At 44.1% G+C, this 14,328-nt stretch carries 13 protein-coding genes; 3 read left to right on the top strand and 10 right to left on the bottom strand.

Translation table 11 applies throughout. The annotated features are described in order from the left end of the window. Positions 1-71: 71 nt before the first annotated feature. Complete coding sequence (gene rfaH, locus AEA42_RS08320; protein ID WP_037424726.1) at positions 72-572, bottom strand: transcription/translation regulatory transformer protein RfaH; 501 nt, start codon at positions 570-572, stop codon at positions 72-74. 475 nt (positions 573-1,047) lie between these two features. Here rfaH and AEA42_RS08315 point away from each other — a divergent pair, with 475 nt between their 5' ends. Continuing rightward, positions 1,048-2,517: a peptide MFS transporter gene (locus AEA42_RS08315; RefSeq protein WP_037420415.1), complete on the top strand. Its 1,470-nt coding sequence runs from the start codon at positions 1,048-1,050 to the stop codon at positions 2,515-2,517. A gap of 304 nt (positions 2,518-2,821) precedes the next feature. Here the strand turns inward: AEA42_RS08315 and AEA42_RS08310 are convergent, their stop codons facing one another. Both AEA42_RS08310 and AEA42_RS08305 read right to left on the bottom strand, forming a co-directional pair. Continuing rightward, positions 2,822-3,925 (bottom strand): response regulator, encoded by a 1,104-nt coding sequence (locus AEA42_RS08310; RefSeq protein WP_055647475.1) that lies wholly within the window; start codon positions 3,923-3,925, stop codon positions 2,822-2,824. A gap of 120 nt (positions 3,926-4,045) precedes the next feature. Then, positions 4,046-4,831 (bottom strand): VacJ family lipoprotein, encoded by a 786-nt coding sequence (locus AEA42_RS08305; protein ID WP_037420409.1) that lies wholly within the window; start codon positions 4,829-4,831, stop codon positions 4,046-4,048. A 220-nt stretch (positions 4,832-5,051) separates the two neighbouring features. Between AEA42_RS08305 and AEA42_RS08300 the strand changes: the two genes are divergently transcribed. Then, positions 5,052-7,052 (top strand): flagellar hook-length control protein FliK, encoded by a 2,001-nt coding sequence (locus tag AEA42_RS08300; protein ID WP_055647474.1) that lies wholly within the window; start codon positions 5,052-5,054, stop codon positions 7,050-7,052. A gap of 15 nt (positions 7,053-7,067) precedes the next feature. Further along, complete coding sequence (locus tag AEA42_RS08295) at positions 7,068-7,376, top strand: EscU/YscU/HrcU family type III secretion system export apparatus switch protein (protein WP_037420403.1); 309 nt, start codon at positions 7,068-7,070, stop codon at positions 7,374-7,376. An 86-nt stretch (positions 7,377-7,462) separates the two neighbouring features. Here the strand turns inward: AEA42_RS08295 and AEA42_RS08290 are convergent, their stop codons facing one another. From AEA42_RS08290 to AEA42_RS08260, 7 genes are all read right to left on the bottom strand, one after another. After that, positions 7,463-7,861: a DUF2802 domain-containing protein gene (locus tag AEA42_RS08290; RefSeq protein ID WP_037420401.1), complete on the bottom strand. Its 399-nt coding sequence runs from the start codon at positions 7,859-7,861 to the stop codon at positions 7,463-7,465. Positions 7,862-8,014: 153 nt separating this feature from the next. Continuing rightward, the gene (locus AEA42_RS08285; RefSeq protein ID WP_011073088.1) at positions 8,015-8,509 is read right to left on the bottom strand and encodes a chemotaxis protein CheW; all 495 of its coding nucleotides are present in this window, start codon (positions 8,507-8,509) and stop codon (positions 8,015-8,017) included. A 7-nt stretch (positions 8,510-8,516) separates the two neighbouring features. Further along, a complete protein-coding gene (locus AEA42_RS08280) occupies positions 8,517-9,497 on the bottom strand; it encodes a chemotaxis protein CheW (protein ID WP_055647473.1) in 981 nt (326 codons plus the stop codon). Then, the gene (locus AEA42_RS08275; RefSeq protein ID WP_037420395.1) at positions 9,481-10,272 is read right to left on the bottom strand and encodes a ParA family protein; all 792 of its coding nucleotides are present in this window, start codon (positions 10,270-10,272) and stop codon (positions 9,481-9,483) included. Before AEA42_RS08275 ends, AEA42_RS08280 begins: the two co-directional genes overlap by 17 nt. Before the next feature lie 66 nt (positions 10,273-10,338). Further along, positions 10,339-10,857, bottom strand: a complete 519-nt coding sequence (locus tag AEA42_RS08270; protein ID WP_047540461.1) for a hypothetical protein — start codon at positions 10,855-10,857, stop codon at positions 10,339-10,341. Between the two features lie 13 nt (positions 10,858-10,870). Then, a complete protein-coding gene (locus tag AEA42_RS08265) occupies positions 10,871-11,995 on the bottom strand; it encodes a chemotaxis response regulator protein-glutamate methylesterase (protein WP_055647472.1) in 1,125 nt (374 codons plus the stop codon). A gap of 20 nt (positions 11,996-12,015) precedes the next feature. Beyond that, on the bottom strand, positions 12,016-14,319 hold the full coding sequence (locus tag AEA42_RS08260) for a chemotaxis protein CheA (RefSeq protein ID WP_055647471.1): 2,304 nt from the start codon (positions 14,317-14,319) through the stop codon (positions 12,016-12,018). Positions 14,320-14,328: the final 9 nt, after the last annotated feature.

Raw genomic sequence — 14,328 nt, 5'->3', positions numbered from 1 at the left:
TCAATCTATAGCAAATGTCCTACACGTCTCTAAGCAAAGATCCTACTTAGCAAAGTGAACTCATTAACAAATCACACTCGTTCAACTGAGTGTTCAGGTACAGATAAGGTATTGATCTGCCCCATAATATTAAATAAAACATGGCAACGTTTGTTTGGGCATTTTTCTTGAAAAATACCTTCTAAATCAACAAATGGGCCGTCTTTAAAGCGGATTTTTTCCCCTGTTTTTAGTTCAAATTCGCTGTCTAAAACAGATTGGGAAGGGGTTAATTCTTTCATGCGAATGGCGTGAATGACTCGGTCATCAATGGGTGTCATTCTTTCCTGACAATTGACAATACGACTCACACCGCGAGTAGAGTGGACTTGCTTAACGCTAGTTTGGCTTGGGTCAAAATTGATAAACAAATAATTTGGAAATAAAGGCACACGACAGATCCGCTTCTGACCGCGTTGAGATTTTTCTTCAGAGACCATTGGCAAATATGTCTCTAAATTTTGAAGAGCTAAATTTTGTTGTGCCCTCGCTTCACTACGAGGTTTACAGTACAAAAGGTACCATGCCTTCATCGATTAATCTCACTACCCTATGTTAAGTGACGTCCATTCACGGGTCGCAATCATAACAGAGTTGTCAAGACGGATGGAAGCAGTTTTTTGCCTTAAAACCCTTGCTGTTCGGTATCTAAACAAAGTGCCGATATATTAGGAAAATCAACATAAATCGATATTTGGTGGCGAGTTGCAGATAATCTCACCAGTTAGCAAGTCAAAATTGACTTTAGTGACTTTTAAAGGGTATATAAGGTGGGAATTTTAGCGAAAATATCCTAATTAACGCTTAAAATATTACTTTTATTATAATAACGTAACAATAACTCATACTTAAATCTCAGCAATTCAACAATTTACTCATGCTTTTAAGCTAGAGCTAAATATCGAATTGACTCAAGATAAATGAGAAGAGCAACAATCATTTTTCTGTGGTGACATCATCCTGTTTCAGGGGCGCCACAGGCAATCACGAGCTTAAGGTGGAAACTTCATGAGCGTAGCAAAACCACAAGGGACAATGCTTGGCCATCCCAAAGGTCTGTTCCTACTGTTTACAACAGAACTCTGGGAACGTTTTAGTTATTATGCAATGCGTGCCATTTTGGTACTGTACTTAGTTGATAAAGTGCAAAGCGAAGGTGGACACGGTTTAGGTTGGAGCCAAGCCGATGCCATTTCGTTATATGGCACCTTCACTGGGCTTGTTTATTTGACCCCACTTCTAGGTGGTTGGTTAGCAGATACCTTTCTAGGCCAACGCCGCGCCATTATGATTGGCGGTACTTTAATGGCGGCTGGTCAATTTATTTTAGGTACGCCCCATGCGTGGGTACCTGGGATGGAAACCGAAGTATTCTACGTCGGCTTAGGCACGTTAATCTTAGGTAACGGCCTGTTTAAACCAAATATTTCTACTATGGTGGGCGATCTGTACCAAGAAGGAGATCACCGCCGTGACGGTGCTTTCACTATTTTCTATATGGGGATCAACGTTGGTGCTTTCCTCTCTGGTATTATCGTAGGCTCAGTAGTTGCCGCTTATGATGGTAATTTCCAAGCTGGTTTTATCTGCGCAGGTATCGGTATGATCCTGTCGTTAATTATCCAACTTGTGTTTGCACAAAAGTTACTTGGTGATATCGGTAGAACTCCTGCTGCTAAGCTTGAAAAGCAAAAAGCAGCAGAAAAAGGAGAAGTCCGTAAAGAACCACTGACGAAGGTTGAACGTGACCGTATTAAAGTCATCATGGTGATGGGTTTATTTACCATTATTTTCTGGGCGGGCTTCGAGCAAGCGGGCGGCCTGATGAACTTGTTCACTAACGACTTTACCGACCGCATGATCGGTACATGGGAAGTACCAACCACTTGGTTCCAATCCTTAAACGCAATGTTTATCGTTATTTTTGCTCCTGTTGTTGCTTCGATTTGGGTACGTTTAGGTAAGAACGAACCTAACTCCCCGATTAAGTTTGCTTTAGGCTTAGTGCTGTTAGCCGTTGGCTTCTTATTTATGATCGGTGCCGTTGTCGAAATGGGCGGTGACGCTACTGCTAAATCAAGCATGTGGTGGTTGGTTGGCGCTTATTTCTTCCATACCATGGGTGAACTTTGCTTATCGCCTATTGGTTTATCTATGGTCACTAAGTTAGCTCCACTTCGCATCGCTTCGTTAATGATGGGTTCTTGGTTCCTCTTTGTGGCTGCAGCTAACAAAATTGGTGGTGTGGTGGGTTCCTTTATTGGCCATGGTGGCGAAAAAGAAGAACAACTTGCCAATGCAATGGCTATCTTCTCGGGTATTGCGATTACCGCAGCACTTTCTGGTGTGATCTTATACTTTATGGCTGACAAATTAGTCGATTGGATGCACGGTGCGGAAAGCAAGCATCACAATGAAGCCGAAGCATTAGAAGATGAAATTGCGGTAACCGCTGAACACGAAGCCATTAAAAGATAACGCAGCTAGAAGCTAGGACGCAGCCAAATGCGCTGCTCTAGGTGACTTAGCTGCAAGAAAAAGCAGATCGGGCTTCGTCCTGATAGGGCGCTTCTACCATCCTGAATAATTTATATTCGATAAAAACGCTGCAGAAATGCAGCGTTTTTTATTGCTTTGCTCCCAAAGCACGTTGAGATTAGAGATGGGATGTTTCGCACACAGACAAATTAGAATATGGGGACTAGATGCTAGAGTCTAGCTTCTCGAGCCACGTAATGGCGTTCTAGCAGCGCTTTTGGCTGCGTCCTAGCATCTTATCTTCTTATAAACTTAATTGAATAAAACCACCCGCAGGCAAGTTTGAATTGTAGACTAATCCTTTAAATTGATTATCTAATAACTGCTGCTTATGTTCAGGCTCATTGGTTGCGATACAAAGTTGCTCCTGGGGCAGAATCGTTCGAAACTGAACACTCGGTTTACCCGAATCTAATACCCCTAGTGGTAAACTTTCTGAAATAGCCAATGGACTTAACCCTTTGTCATTACGTAAATAGCACCTCAGACCCTTGCCTGCTAGGGCAATGGCTGCACGATAACGTGTTAATTCGATTGCGACATAAACAATATCTACGGTGATATCTAAACCGGACTTGACTAAACGCTCATTCAAGTAGCTCAGCATATTGAACGGCTCGATAATGGTTTTACTCTGACCACTTCGATAACTTTTCAGCTTTTGGTTGACAAAACTGCGTAGCAAAACACAAGCAAACGCCGCGCGATTGTCTTCGGGATAGAGGTGAGCCATATACATGATCAAATGATCACTGCCCACCATTGTTGAGTCAATAAAGTAGCTACTGATATCACTGCTTTTAAATAAGCTGTAATCAACTTTGGCGGCGGGATAACTGATATTTGAGGCTGGGAAAAGTTGCTGCTGAACTTGTTTGGCCGCTTCAACACTTTGCTCTAATAAGGCTAAATTATCATTCAACTCTTGGTGAGATAAAGCATCAAAGTCTGCCTGAGTAATATCATCGGGGTGATTTCGCTGCAGCCCTTGTTGAATGGCTTGCTCGATAATAAAGAGATCGGCAACAGGTTTAACCAAATAATCACTCGCACCGATGCGCAGCGCCTCGACAACATCCGCCATAACATTATTACCTGAAATAACAATAGAAGGCACTAATGGCTCTAACCTGCTCATTTCCTTAAGCATATCTAAGCCACCAAGCTTTGGCATACTCAAATCGGCAAGTATGATATCGAAACGTTGTTGCTTGAAATGAATCAGCCCCTGCTCTCCATCGCCAGCCTGCACTACCTGTGCACCGCGACCATTTAGAAAGGTAGCAACGATTTGCCTGAATACTGGGTCATCTTCAACCCACAGAATTGAAACACCATTTAACGCCATAAAGATTCCCGCGTAACGTTTACTGCAACAGCAATCATTCGATGATGACATGGGAAGAATCATTTATACGGCATGGGCTTGGCTGCATATTCATGCCTGCAGCCAAGTTAGCGCATGAGCTTACTCAAGTTCCTGCATGTACTGGTCGAGTAACTCATCATCTTCTTGTTTTTGAGGAACATTGCCATCATAGACCTTATAGTCCATGTGTTGTAAGTACGCATCTTTCACGAAGGCATAGGGATCGAGCGCATTATCAACAAGTCTTTCCTGGTCAATTGCCGAGGCTCTAGCATGTAAGCTTTTAAGGCCCCATTTAACCACGGATTGCCACACTGTGAGTTCAGATAGTGGAAAGTATAGACCATCAACCCAATCTGATGCGAGTTCACGAACAACATATGGACCAGCAAAGGGTGCCATAAAATAGGGACCATTAGGTACACCGTAATAGCCCAACACTTCGTTAAACTCGTCCTGCTTACGTGGCATTCCCATCATATCAGCCACATCAATAACGCCTAGTAACCCTATCGTCGTGTTAACCGTAAAACGACCACCCGCATTCGCCGCCCAACCCCATTTGCCTTGCAATAAGTTGTTTACCACGCTGCTGGGTTCTTCCAAGTTTTGCACAAAGTTATTAATCCCTGTTTTAGCAGGCAACGGGATATAATCGTTATACCCATGTGCAACTGGCCGGTATAGGTACCTATCGAGAAACAGATAGTTAAAGTCCCACATGGCGCGGTTGAACCCTTCAAAGGGATCTCTTGGATCTTCGTAAGTAATTTTTACAGCTGAAGCCCCGTCCTTTGGAGTGCTATCGGGTACGGCTACCTCTGCGCCATAAACCTTGGGCAGTAATGCAAAGCCTAAAAGTACCCCTATCCATTTCAACTTCATATTGCTCTCTTAAATAAATGTACTGCCGAGTTCACGAGTTTTCGTTAAAGTGACCATCAACAAGTGACGATAAAAGATTAGTCATCCGAGTCGTATACTAAGTATGACAGACAAAATGCCACTGACTTTACAAAGTGCATAAGCATACTTGGCAAAACAGTTTGGTCAATTGTTAATTTTTTAAATAACGCACCGCGAGTTATTCCAACAAAGGTTTAGTATGGAGTCGATTCCACTTAGTCAGATTACCAACGCACCATTAATCACTTCAGGGACTCAAAACACTGCCCTGAGCACCAATGCGCGTCCTATTCCCGCTGAAGTCCAACTATCTCCTGAAGGCGATAGTATTATTCTAAACGGTACAGAATATAATTTAAAGCTCGTTAATGCTCAGCAGCGCCAAGCATTAATTATTGCTAGTCAATTTTTAGTCAATCAAGTCGTGAATAGCCCCTCTGAATCGAGTGCTATGATCCAAACCTCGCAACTGATTGCCTTGGGTTCGACAGTCAACCTTAAGCTCCCAGAAGCGATCACATTACTTGCCCAACAAAATGGGATTTCAGAGACAAAATTATACGCTCTCTCTGCCCGCCCACAGGGCTACCCCCTCCCTAATGTCATTGTTACTGCAAAAGAATTCCAATTTACTAATGGAACTGTTGTGCCACAGGATCCAGGAACACGACTTAATGCGGGTGAATATCAAGCAAAAATTACCCTTTTACAAGGGAAACCTATTTTAGTGTTGACCCCAATACTGAGCAAACTCGAAATCCAAATTGGCGCTCCGATAAATGAAACTCAGCTTCCCATTATTGACAAGCAAGCGAGTCATGTTGTGATAAGCAAAATGGAACCCGTTCAGATTATTGCGAGTTTTTTACGGAAACTTGAGGGCTTAGTCCCCCAAACGGATAGCACTGCTGCAAAAGTCAATACGTCTAGCACCCAAGGTGGATCAATTTCCGACATAAAAATATCCCAGACTCAAACGGGTTCGATTGCGGATGAAGTGACATCCGTAAAAAACTCACCATCCAAGATTGCTATTAGCGTAAATTTACAATCTACCACTGAAGCAAAGCTGACGACTGGACAAACTACCAATCAACAAATTGATCCCAAAACGGCTATTCCTGAACCTAAGGCACTGACTAAAGATGCAAGCGCATCGGATGTAAAAAATACCGTAACGGTGTCAACTGCTTTGCAAAGTCAACATGCAAAATCGGACTTTAGCAGCTTACAGACTAAACCACAGGTCCCCGCTAATGAGTTAGCGATGACCAAAAATTTTTCCACTAATGAAACACAGCTAAATCTTAAAACCCCATCAGACTCGTTAGGTGCTGACAAACAAAATAAACTCAACGAAGCCAATATCAATGTTAATCAAGTGCTTCAAAAAGCCTTTACCAAGGCCGGTGCTCTCCCCATCGAGCAGATGGTCTCTCGAGCTAGCACAAACTTAGCTGCCGAGCTGTTAAAACATTTGCCTCATCTAGGCCCACATCCTTTAGGCCAATTAAGCGATCCAAACGAACTAAAAGACAGCATCCTTGGTCTCGCAACCTTAAATTTAGCAACGCCGCAGCTCGCTCAAGCCTCAATGCTATTAAATGCGGGAGCCATTAGCTCATTGTTTCAGTTGTTATTGGGGTTTAGGGCAAATAATGCCAATAGTAAAATGAGTGCTAAATTGGCCGATTACTTAGAGCAACTCCAAACTAAAATCGGATTATCTAACCACCAGCTGGGACAATTTAGTAAAGCTGGCGGCCTAGAAAGCATGGTACAACTAGCTTCAAGCCTACAGCTTTATCAACAAGCCAGTAGTGAAAATAATGGCAATTTAGTGTGGTTTTTTGCCCTTCCCTATGGGATTAATCAACGTCATGAACAATTAGAAGGTAAATTCGAGCGAGAAGCCGATAGCGATGAACAGCAACATCATAAAGGCTGGAATTTACAATTGAAGTTTAATCTCGCCCAGGGTCCATTACTGATATCGGCACGTTTTCACCAACAAGTACTAGATATTCAGTTCAAAGGTGACAGTCAGTCATTACTTCGCCGAGTAGATAACTTTTTGGCTCCACTGGGACAAAAACTATCGCAATTAGGATTTACACCGGGTGAATTATCCACCCAATTAGCACCAGTTCCAGCAACGTTGCTGCCTGGTGATCATTTTCATGTGAAAACAAGAGCATAATTAAAGAGTCTATCTATGGCGGAAGAATACAAAACCCAGCAAGCAGTTGCCTTGAGTTATGACGGAAAACATGCGCCTAAAGTAGTCGCATCGGGTGAAGGGCTAATCGCTGACGAAATTATCGCTCTAGCAAAGGCCTCAGGCGTTTATATTCACCAAGATCCGCACCTGAGTAACTTTCTTCGATTGCTTGAATTAGGCGAAGAAATTCCAAGAGAGCTGTATCTGCTCATCGCCGAATTAATCGCATTTGTGTATATGTTGGACGGAAAATTCCCAGAACAATGGAACAATATGCATAAGAAGATTGTTGATAAGGCTTAAAGCAAAAGTGGCTAGCTCCTAGAGCCACAACGTGGCGTTCTAGAGCAGCAGGCCGAGAGTCACGAAGTGCGTCCCAAATTATTCGCCTATTTACGGTGTAAACGAATTAACAACTCAGCTTCAGCTTTAGGCAATTCACACTCTTTGATTAGCTCATCTACACCAGCTCCGAGGGCAACCATCTTCATCGCACGCGTATAAAGCTTTGCTTGGGGATCCTGTTGAGTAGATTCTTCAATGCGTTCAGATTGTTGATGTAAGCGTTTTTCAAGCTCAATCACACGACGTCCCATACCAATGGTACCGCTTCGAAGCTCCTGCATTTCACGCTTAAAGCCCTCGCGCTGACGATCGCCTTCTTTCACTAATACGGTTAACGCTTCAACTTTACTGCGCAACTTACTTAATTGTTTCTGAAGGTAAAGAACTAGACCTAAACACGCAATCACATAAACTAAGGCTGCGATTAAAAATTCATCGCCCATTCATCATCCCTACGCATCACAATCAGCTGAAATTAGCACCGACTCATCAAGTGGCATTCTAAAACTAAAGGAGTAAATTAAAGCCAAATGAATCGTTCGCATAACAAAAAGCAAAGCGGCAGATAGACACTATCTGCCGCCTCCGATGAATATTTAGAGTTGATTTAACTCAGCCCACTCTTCATCAGATAATAGTTTGTCTAAATCAACTAAGATCAACAACTCATTATCACGATTGCTGACGCCTTGAATAAACTTCGCACTCTCTTCTGTACCAACGTTAGGCGCGTTATCAATTTCAGAACGGCGTAAGTAAACGACTTCAGCAACACTATCGACCAAAATACCAATAACTTGCTTTTCTGCCTCGATGATCACAATACGTGTCGAATCATCCACTTCCGCTGATTGCAACCCAAAACGTGAGCGGGTATCAATAACAGTAACCACATTACCGCGTAAATTGATAATCCCTAAAACATAGTGTGGTGCACCAGGTACGGGAGCAATTTCGGTGTAACGCAGCACTTCTTGCACTTGCATGACATTAATACCATAAGTTTCGTTGTCTAACTTAAAGGTAACCCATTGCAATACTGCATCATCTTTACTTGCAGCCACGGCTGCGACATTTCTTGTATCTTTCATGTTTACCTCAACCAATGGAGTCCTGACAGCCTAAACCCGCATCAAGCATTTCAACTAAGGCTTGTACGTGCAAAATGCCACACATTTGTTCTTTAACCACACCAGCTAGCCAAGGACGTTTCCCTGCTTTGCTGCGCCAATTTACTTGCGATTTGGTAATTTTTACTGCATTAAGCAGGGACTCACAAGCTAATCCCCAATTACTGCCCTCTAATAATACAAGATATTGATAATTTACCGATTGCGCCAGTTTATCTGTGTATTTTTCTGGCATAACCCACGCACAGGTATCCACTAGATTTAACTGTTCTTCTCGATGAGTTTGTACACCAAGGAACCAAGAAGGACGACCAATAATATGATTAATCCGTTCTACTTTGACGATACCACCGAGACTGACTAATGGAACCGCTAACGTCAACCCGGCTACCTTAAAGAATAGTACTTGAAACTCATCATCGAGTACTTCTTGCAGATCTTTTGTCACACTTGGAGGCGCAAAGCCGACTTGAGTGTCGGGCACAGTCGATAAGTTATCGACTTGCGTCGGCGCAACATTCGCAGTCTCATCGACATCAGCCACCGTTATTACTACAGGTTGCTTGGGTGCTGGTAAAGGTTGCTCGATAACCTCCGTTGGCTTATCAACAACTGTAGCTTCCGCTTTTAGGACTGGCGCAAGCAGGCGCTCTAGCGACTGTTTATTCACTAACGGCTCAGCACTCTCCTTAGAGGAGACAGTAACAATGCTTTTTGCCCGAATAGGTTGTACTTCAGGTTCTAGAGTAGCTTTAACATCCGCTTTAGACCGCTCATGCTCTGCCAAAATGGCATTATTGAGCTGCTGAGTTTCCGTTTTTTTACTGCTATCAAAAGCGGTCGCAACATTTTCTTGAGATTTAATTGGGGAAGCACCAAAGGCACTATCATCTTCGTGCAATAATAATTCAAAAAAATCAAAAACAGTTTCATCAACCGATTTTGACATGGCCAAACTCCCCAGCTAAAAGAAAATCTAATAATCTTTCATAGGCCTTCACACCACGACAACCGCTTGCATAATGGGAGGCGGGTAAATGCGCTAAACTTGCATCTCTAAACTTAGTATCTACAGGAATAACATCACGCCATAGACTCTCACCATACTGTTCACTCAACACCTGCAACGCAGCAGGAGATGCCTTAGTACGCTTATCAAACATGGTTGGGACTACGGTATAACTGTAACGAGTCTTCTTTGACCGCCCCATGATTTCCATAGTTTTGACCATGCGCTCAAGCCCTTTAATCGCTAAGAACTCTGTTTGCACAGGAATGACAATATGTTGGCTTGCGGCTAACGCATTCACCATCAGCACACCTAAGACAGGCGGGCAGTCGACGATGGCAACATCATATTCATCAGCAACAAGGGCAAGCAAATTACGTAAGACAAGTCCCATGCCTTCTTGATGGCCTAAAGCTCTATCCAGTGTTGCTAGCGCCATAGTCGACGGTAATAAATCTAAACCATCCACCAAAGTTGGTACGATATGCGATTTAACCAGCTCTTTTGTAAGATGATTGTGCGCAACAAATACATCAAAAAGAGAACCGGGCACCTCTTCTGAGTCAACCCCAAGGTAGTAACCGAGTGAAGCATGAGGATCGGTATCAATCATCAAGACGCGCTTACCCCGTTTAGCGAGTGCTCCCGCTAAACTTGCTACCGAAGTGGTTTTACCGACGCCACCTTTTTGATTCGCTATGGTCCAGACTTTCAAAGCACTGACCTCTTAAATGTTGATTCTGTGCCATTTACAAGTGGAATGATTACGCGGCCCACCACGTTACTCTTCTTCCCTTGTCGTGACTCTTATGCCACCGTTAGGCAGACTTATCACCTTAACACCGTCGGCATTTTCCGAAATCACCACAGGAACTTGAGTCGACTCCTGTCGAACCTCTGTTGTCAATGCTGCTTCATTTTGCAAACGCAAAGAGACTGATGATTCAGCAGGTGACTGAGAGGATAACTGTTGTTTATCCATCTCAGGCACTTTTTCAAGTAAAGGCGGAATATTATTACCATCCGCCGCTGGCATTTCAGGCCCAAGAGTCACCGCATTATGTTCACCAGGCGCCACCATTTTTAGCATAGCCTTAGTTTGTTCTGGGTGTGTGGCAAGCCAATCAGCAATGACCTTAGCTTGTTCATCAGGCACCATGAGCACGACTTGGGTCGATGCTAAGCGTTTAACATCAGCAAGCAATTTTATGTTTTTTCGATGATAATCGAAACTTAAGGCACCAAGACAAACTATCGTCATCATCATTAGCACCATAATAAGCACAATATTTGTGCTTATCTGTGACTTGCTACTAGCCACGAGCAGACTCTTTTAAAATCGATTCAGCCATGTGCTCCAGTGAAATGGATTGAGTGGCAATTCCCGCACTGGCCACTGCTTGAGGCATGCCATAAACGACGCAACTCGCTTCATCCTGCGCCCAAATGGTCGCACCGGCAGCTTTAAGCATGCGTGCTCCTTCTCGGCCGTCAGCTCCCATTCCAGTTAACACTACAGCAAGCACATCTCCACCGTAGGCTTTTGAGGCTGAAGCAAAAGTGATATCGACACAAGGCTTATAATTCATTTCAGCACTACCGGCGAGCACTTTTATTCGGCCTGTGACGCCTGTACGCTCTACCATCATCTGCATTCCACCTGGCGCTAGATACGCACAACCTGGACGCAAAATATCGCCATTTGCCGCTTCTTTTACCTCGATTTTACATAAACCATTTAAACGATTTGCAAATGCTGGGGTAAAAGCGGCTGGCATGTGTTGGATCAGCAAAATAGGATGCGGATAATTTGCGGGAAACTGAGTCAAAATTTTCTGTAAGGCGACAGGCCCCCCCGTCGACGTACCGATTAACAATAATTTGTATTGCTTACCACTAGCACGAATAGACGATACAGGTGACGTACGCACTGGCGCAGGTGCACTTTGAACAGGAGTGGCCACATTCCCTAATACCGAGCCAGAGCTTGGTCTTGGGGTAATTGGGGCAACGCTAGGACGCGCCACTGGACGGAAAATTCGACGACGACCAAGAGCCTTGACTCTTTGCTGCAATAACAAAATCGCTTCATCTTTATTGGTCGCGATATCTTCAAAACGTTTAGGTAAAAAATCTAACGCACCCGCATCTAGGGCGTCTAAGGTGGCCTTAGCGCCATCATGGGTTAATGATGAAAACATCAGAATCGGGGTTGGACACTTTGCCATGATTTCACGGACGGCGGTGATACCGTCCATGACAGGCATTTCAATGTCCATAGTGATTACTTGGGGATTAAGCTCAGCAGCCATCTTCACCGCTTCAGCCCCGTTAGCAGCCGTCGCGATCACTTCCAGTTCAGGATCTTGATTGACTATTTCACTAACACGTCGTCTAAAAAAGCTTGAGTCATCAACGACTAATACTTTAATGGCCATTCCATTCCTTAACTTGGGAACTAACTTTTATTTTTCGCATAATGCTTTAATAACCCAGGAACATCCAAAATGAGCGCAATACCACCATCGGATGTAATCGTTGCCCCAGCCATACCTGGCGTACCGTGCAACAAGGCTCCCAGTGGCTTAATCACTACCTCTTCTTGGCCAATCAATGCATCCACAACAAAACCTATCTGCATCATACCTAACTGCACTATCACAACATGACCATGTTTCTTGTCACCATGTTTGAAGGTAGTTTTATTTCGATGCAACCAATGCTCTAGATAGAAGAGCGGCACGGCCTTGTTGCGAACGATGACAGTGAGTTGTCCGTCAACAATGTTGGTTTTGGTAAGATCGAGATGAAAAATCTCATTAACACTGGATAAAGGTAATGCAAAAACTTGTTTCGCAACATCAACCATAAGCGTTGGCATAATTGCCAAGGTTAACGGCACTTTAATCTCAAGTATGGTGCCTTTGCCTTTCATCGAGTCAATATGCACAGTACCGTTGAGTTGGGTGATACGGGTTTTAACCACGTCCATCCCCACGCCACGACCAGAGATATCTGAAATCTCGACCTTAGTCGAAAAGCCTGGGGCAAAGATCAAGTTATAAGCTTCATTGTCCGTCATACGCGCAGCGGAATCTTCATCCAGCACGCCACGTTTAATGGCAATTTGTTTTAACTTTTCGGGATCCATACCTGCGCCATCATCTTCGATTTTTAGCAGAATATGGTCACCCTCTTGGCTTGCCGATAGAGTAATCGTCCCCGTCCTTGGTTTGCCAGAGGCTTCACGGTCATTTGGCATTTCAATACCATGGTCGACCGAGTTACGAACCAAGTGCACTAAAGGATCCGCAAGCGCCTCAACCAAGTTTTTATCAAGGTCAGTTTCTTCACCGACCAACACTAAATCAATTTCTTTATTGAGCGTACGGGCTAAATCACGAACAACGCGAGGGAAACGGCCAAAAACCTTTTTGATAGGCTGCATACGGGTTTTCATGACCGCACCTTGCAAGTCAGCAGTCACTAAATCTAGATTCGCGAGTGCCTTAGACATCTCTTCGTCATCACGACTAATGCCCAAACTTACCAAACGGTTACGTACTAATACTAGCTCTCCCACCATATTCATGATTTGGTCGAGTCGTGCAGTATCTACGCGAACGGTCGTTTCACCTTGAGGAACATTTGCAGATGAGGCTGCGGCCGCTTTAACAGGAGCCTTCTCGGCGAGCGCAACTTCGGCCTGAGGTTTAACCGCTGGAGGGGTTACCGGAGTAACACTAGCTTTAGGCGCAGCAGGAGCCGCAGCAGATGTGGCAGGAGTGGGAGTCGGTTTCGCAGATTCCACTTTTGCAACAGCTTTGGCTGGTGCCCCACCTTTTCCATGAAGTTCGTCGAGTAAACGCTCAAATTCATCGTCAGTAATTTCGTCTGAATCGACAGCAACAGCAGTTGGTGTTGACACTGGCACAGCAACAGTTTCAACCTTAGGCTGAGGTGATATAGGTGTATCTACTTTTCCATTAAATTTTCCTGAACCATGAAGCTCATCAAGCAGGGCTTCAAACTCATCGTCAGTGATATCATCACCCGAGCTGGTTGCTTGTTGTACTTTAGGCTTAGCTGTATTTGATACAGAGGGAGTTGACGCAGTGGGTGCTGCCACAACATCAGCATGAGTAGTGTTAGTCACACCGGGACCTTTTCCACTACCGTGCAGTGCATCAAGCAAAGCCTCAAACTCCGCTTCATTAATCTCATCAATACTTGAGTTTGAAGAACTCACAGCCTCAACAGGCATCTCTTCAACTGCGACAACGTCAACAACAGTTTCAATAACGGGCTCGGGTTCGGGCTCAGCAATAGATTCAGGCTCTGACGCAGTTTGTCCTAATTCTGACGGCAGAGGCTCACCAGAACTAAGTAACTTTAATTTTGCAAGTAATGCAGCATCAGCAGGATCTTGTTGCTCTCCCTGCTGGGTTTGAGCAAACATGGTGTTAATTGCATCAACAGCCTGAAGAATAATATCCATTAATTCTGCTGTGACACTGCGCTTGCCAGTACGCAATAAATCGAATGTGTTTTCTGCCTCATGGCAGACATCAACCATGGGAGTCAAACTTAGGAAACCTGCGCCGCCCTTTACGGTGTGAAACCCCCTAAAAATGGCATTTAGCAAGTCAGTATCATCAGGATTATTCTCAAGGGCAACAAGCTGCTCTTGAAGCAACTCTAATATTTCCCCCGCCTCGATTAAAAAGTCCTGGAGTATCTCTTCATCTACATCAAAGGCCATCAAATTGAC

The organism is Shewanella sp. Sh95, from assembly GCF_001308045.1.
Classification (GTDB): Bacteria; Pseudomonadota; Gammaproteobacteria; order Enterobacterales; family Shewanellaceae; genus Shewanella; species Shewanella xiamenensis.
Note: the sequence above shows the minus strand (reverse complement) of the source record. Positions and strands in the feature narration are given on the sequence as shown.

What these genes read in the sequence shown, in the direction of transcription:
- rfaH (WP_037424726.1), bottom strand. Translation starts at nt 572, where the DNA reads ATGAAGGCATGGTACCTTTTGTACTGTAAACCTCGTAGTGAAGCGAGG.
- AEA42_RS08315 (WP_037420415.1), top strand. Translation starts at nt 1,048, where the DNA reads ATGAGCGTAGCAAAACCACAAGGGACAATGCTTGGCCATCCCAAAGGT.
- AEA42_RS08310 (WP_055647475.1), bottom strand. Translation starts at nt 3,925, where the DNA reads ATGGCGTTAAATGGTGTTTCAATTCTGTGGGTTGAAGATGACCCAGTA.
- AEA42_RS08305 (WP_037420409.1), bottom strand. Translation starts at nt 4,831, where the DNA reads ATGAAGTTGAAATGGATAGGGGTACTTTTAGGCTTTGCATTACTGCCC.
- AEA42_RS08300 (WP_055647474.1), top strand. Translation starts at nt 5,052, where the DNA reads ATGGAGTCGATTCCACTTAGTCAGATTACCAACGCACCATTAATCACT.
- AEA42_RS08295 (WP_037420403.1), top strand. Translation starts at nt 7,068, where the DNA reads ATGGCGGAAGAATACAAAACCCAGCAAGCAGTTGCCTTGAGTTATGAC.
- AEA42_RS08290 (WP_037420401.1), bottom strand. Translation starts at nt 7,861, where the DNA reads ATGGGCGATGAATTTTTAATCGCAGCCTTAGTTTATGTGATTGCGTGT.
- AEA42_RS08285 (WP_011073088.1), bottom strand. Translation starts at nt 8,509, where the DNA reads ATGAAAGATACAAGAAATGTCGCAGCCGTGGCTGCAAGTAAAGATGAT.
- AEA42_RS08280 (WP_055647473.1), bottom strand. Translation starts at nt 9,497, where the DNA reads ATGTCAAAATCGGTTGATGAAACTGTTTTTGATTTTTTTGAATTATTA.
- AEA42_RS08265 (WP_055647472.1), bottom strand. Translation starts at nt 11,995, where the DNA reads ATGGCCATTAAAGTATTAGTCGTTGATGACTCAAGCTTTTTTAGACGA.
- AEA42_RS08260 (WP_055647471.1), bottom strand. Translation starts at nt 14,319, where the DNA reads ATGGCCTTTGATGTAGATGAAGAGATACTCCAGGACTTTTTAATCGAG.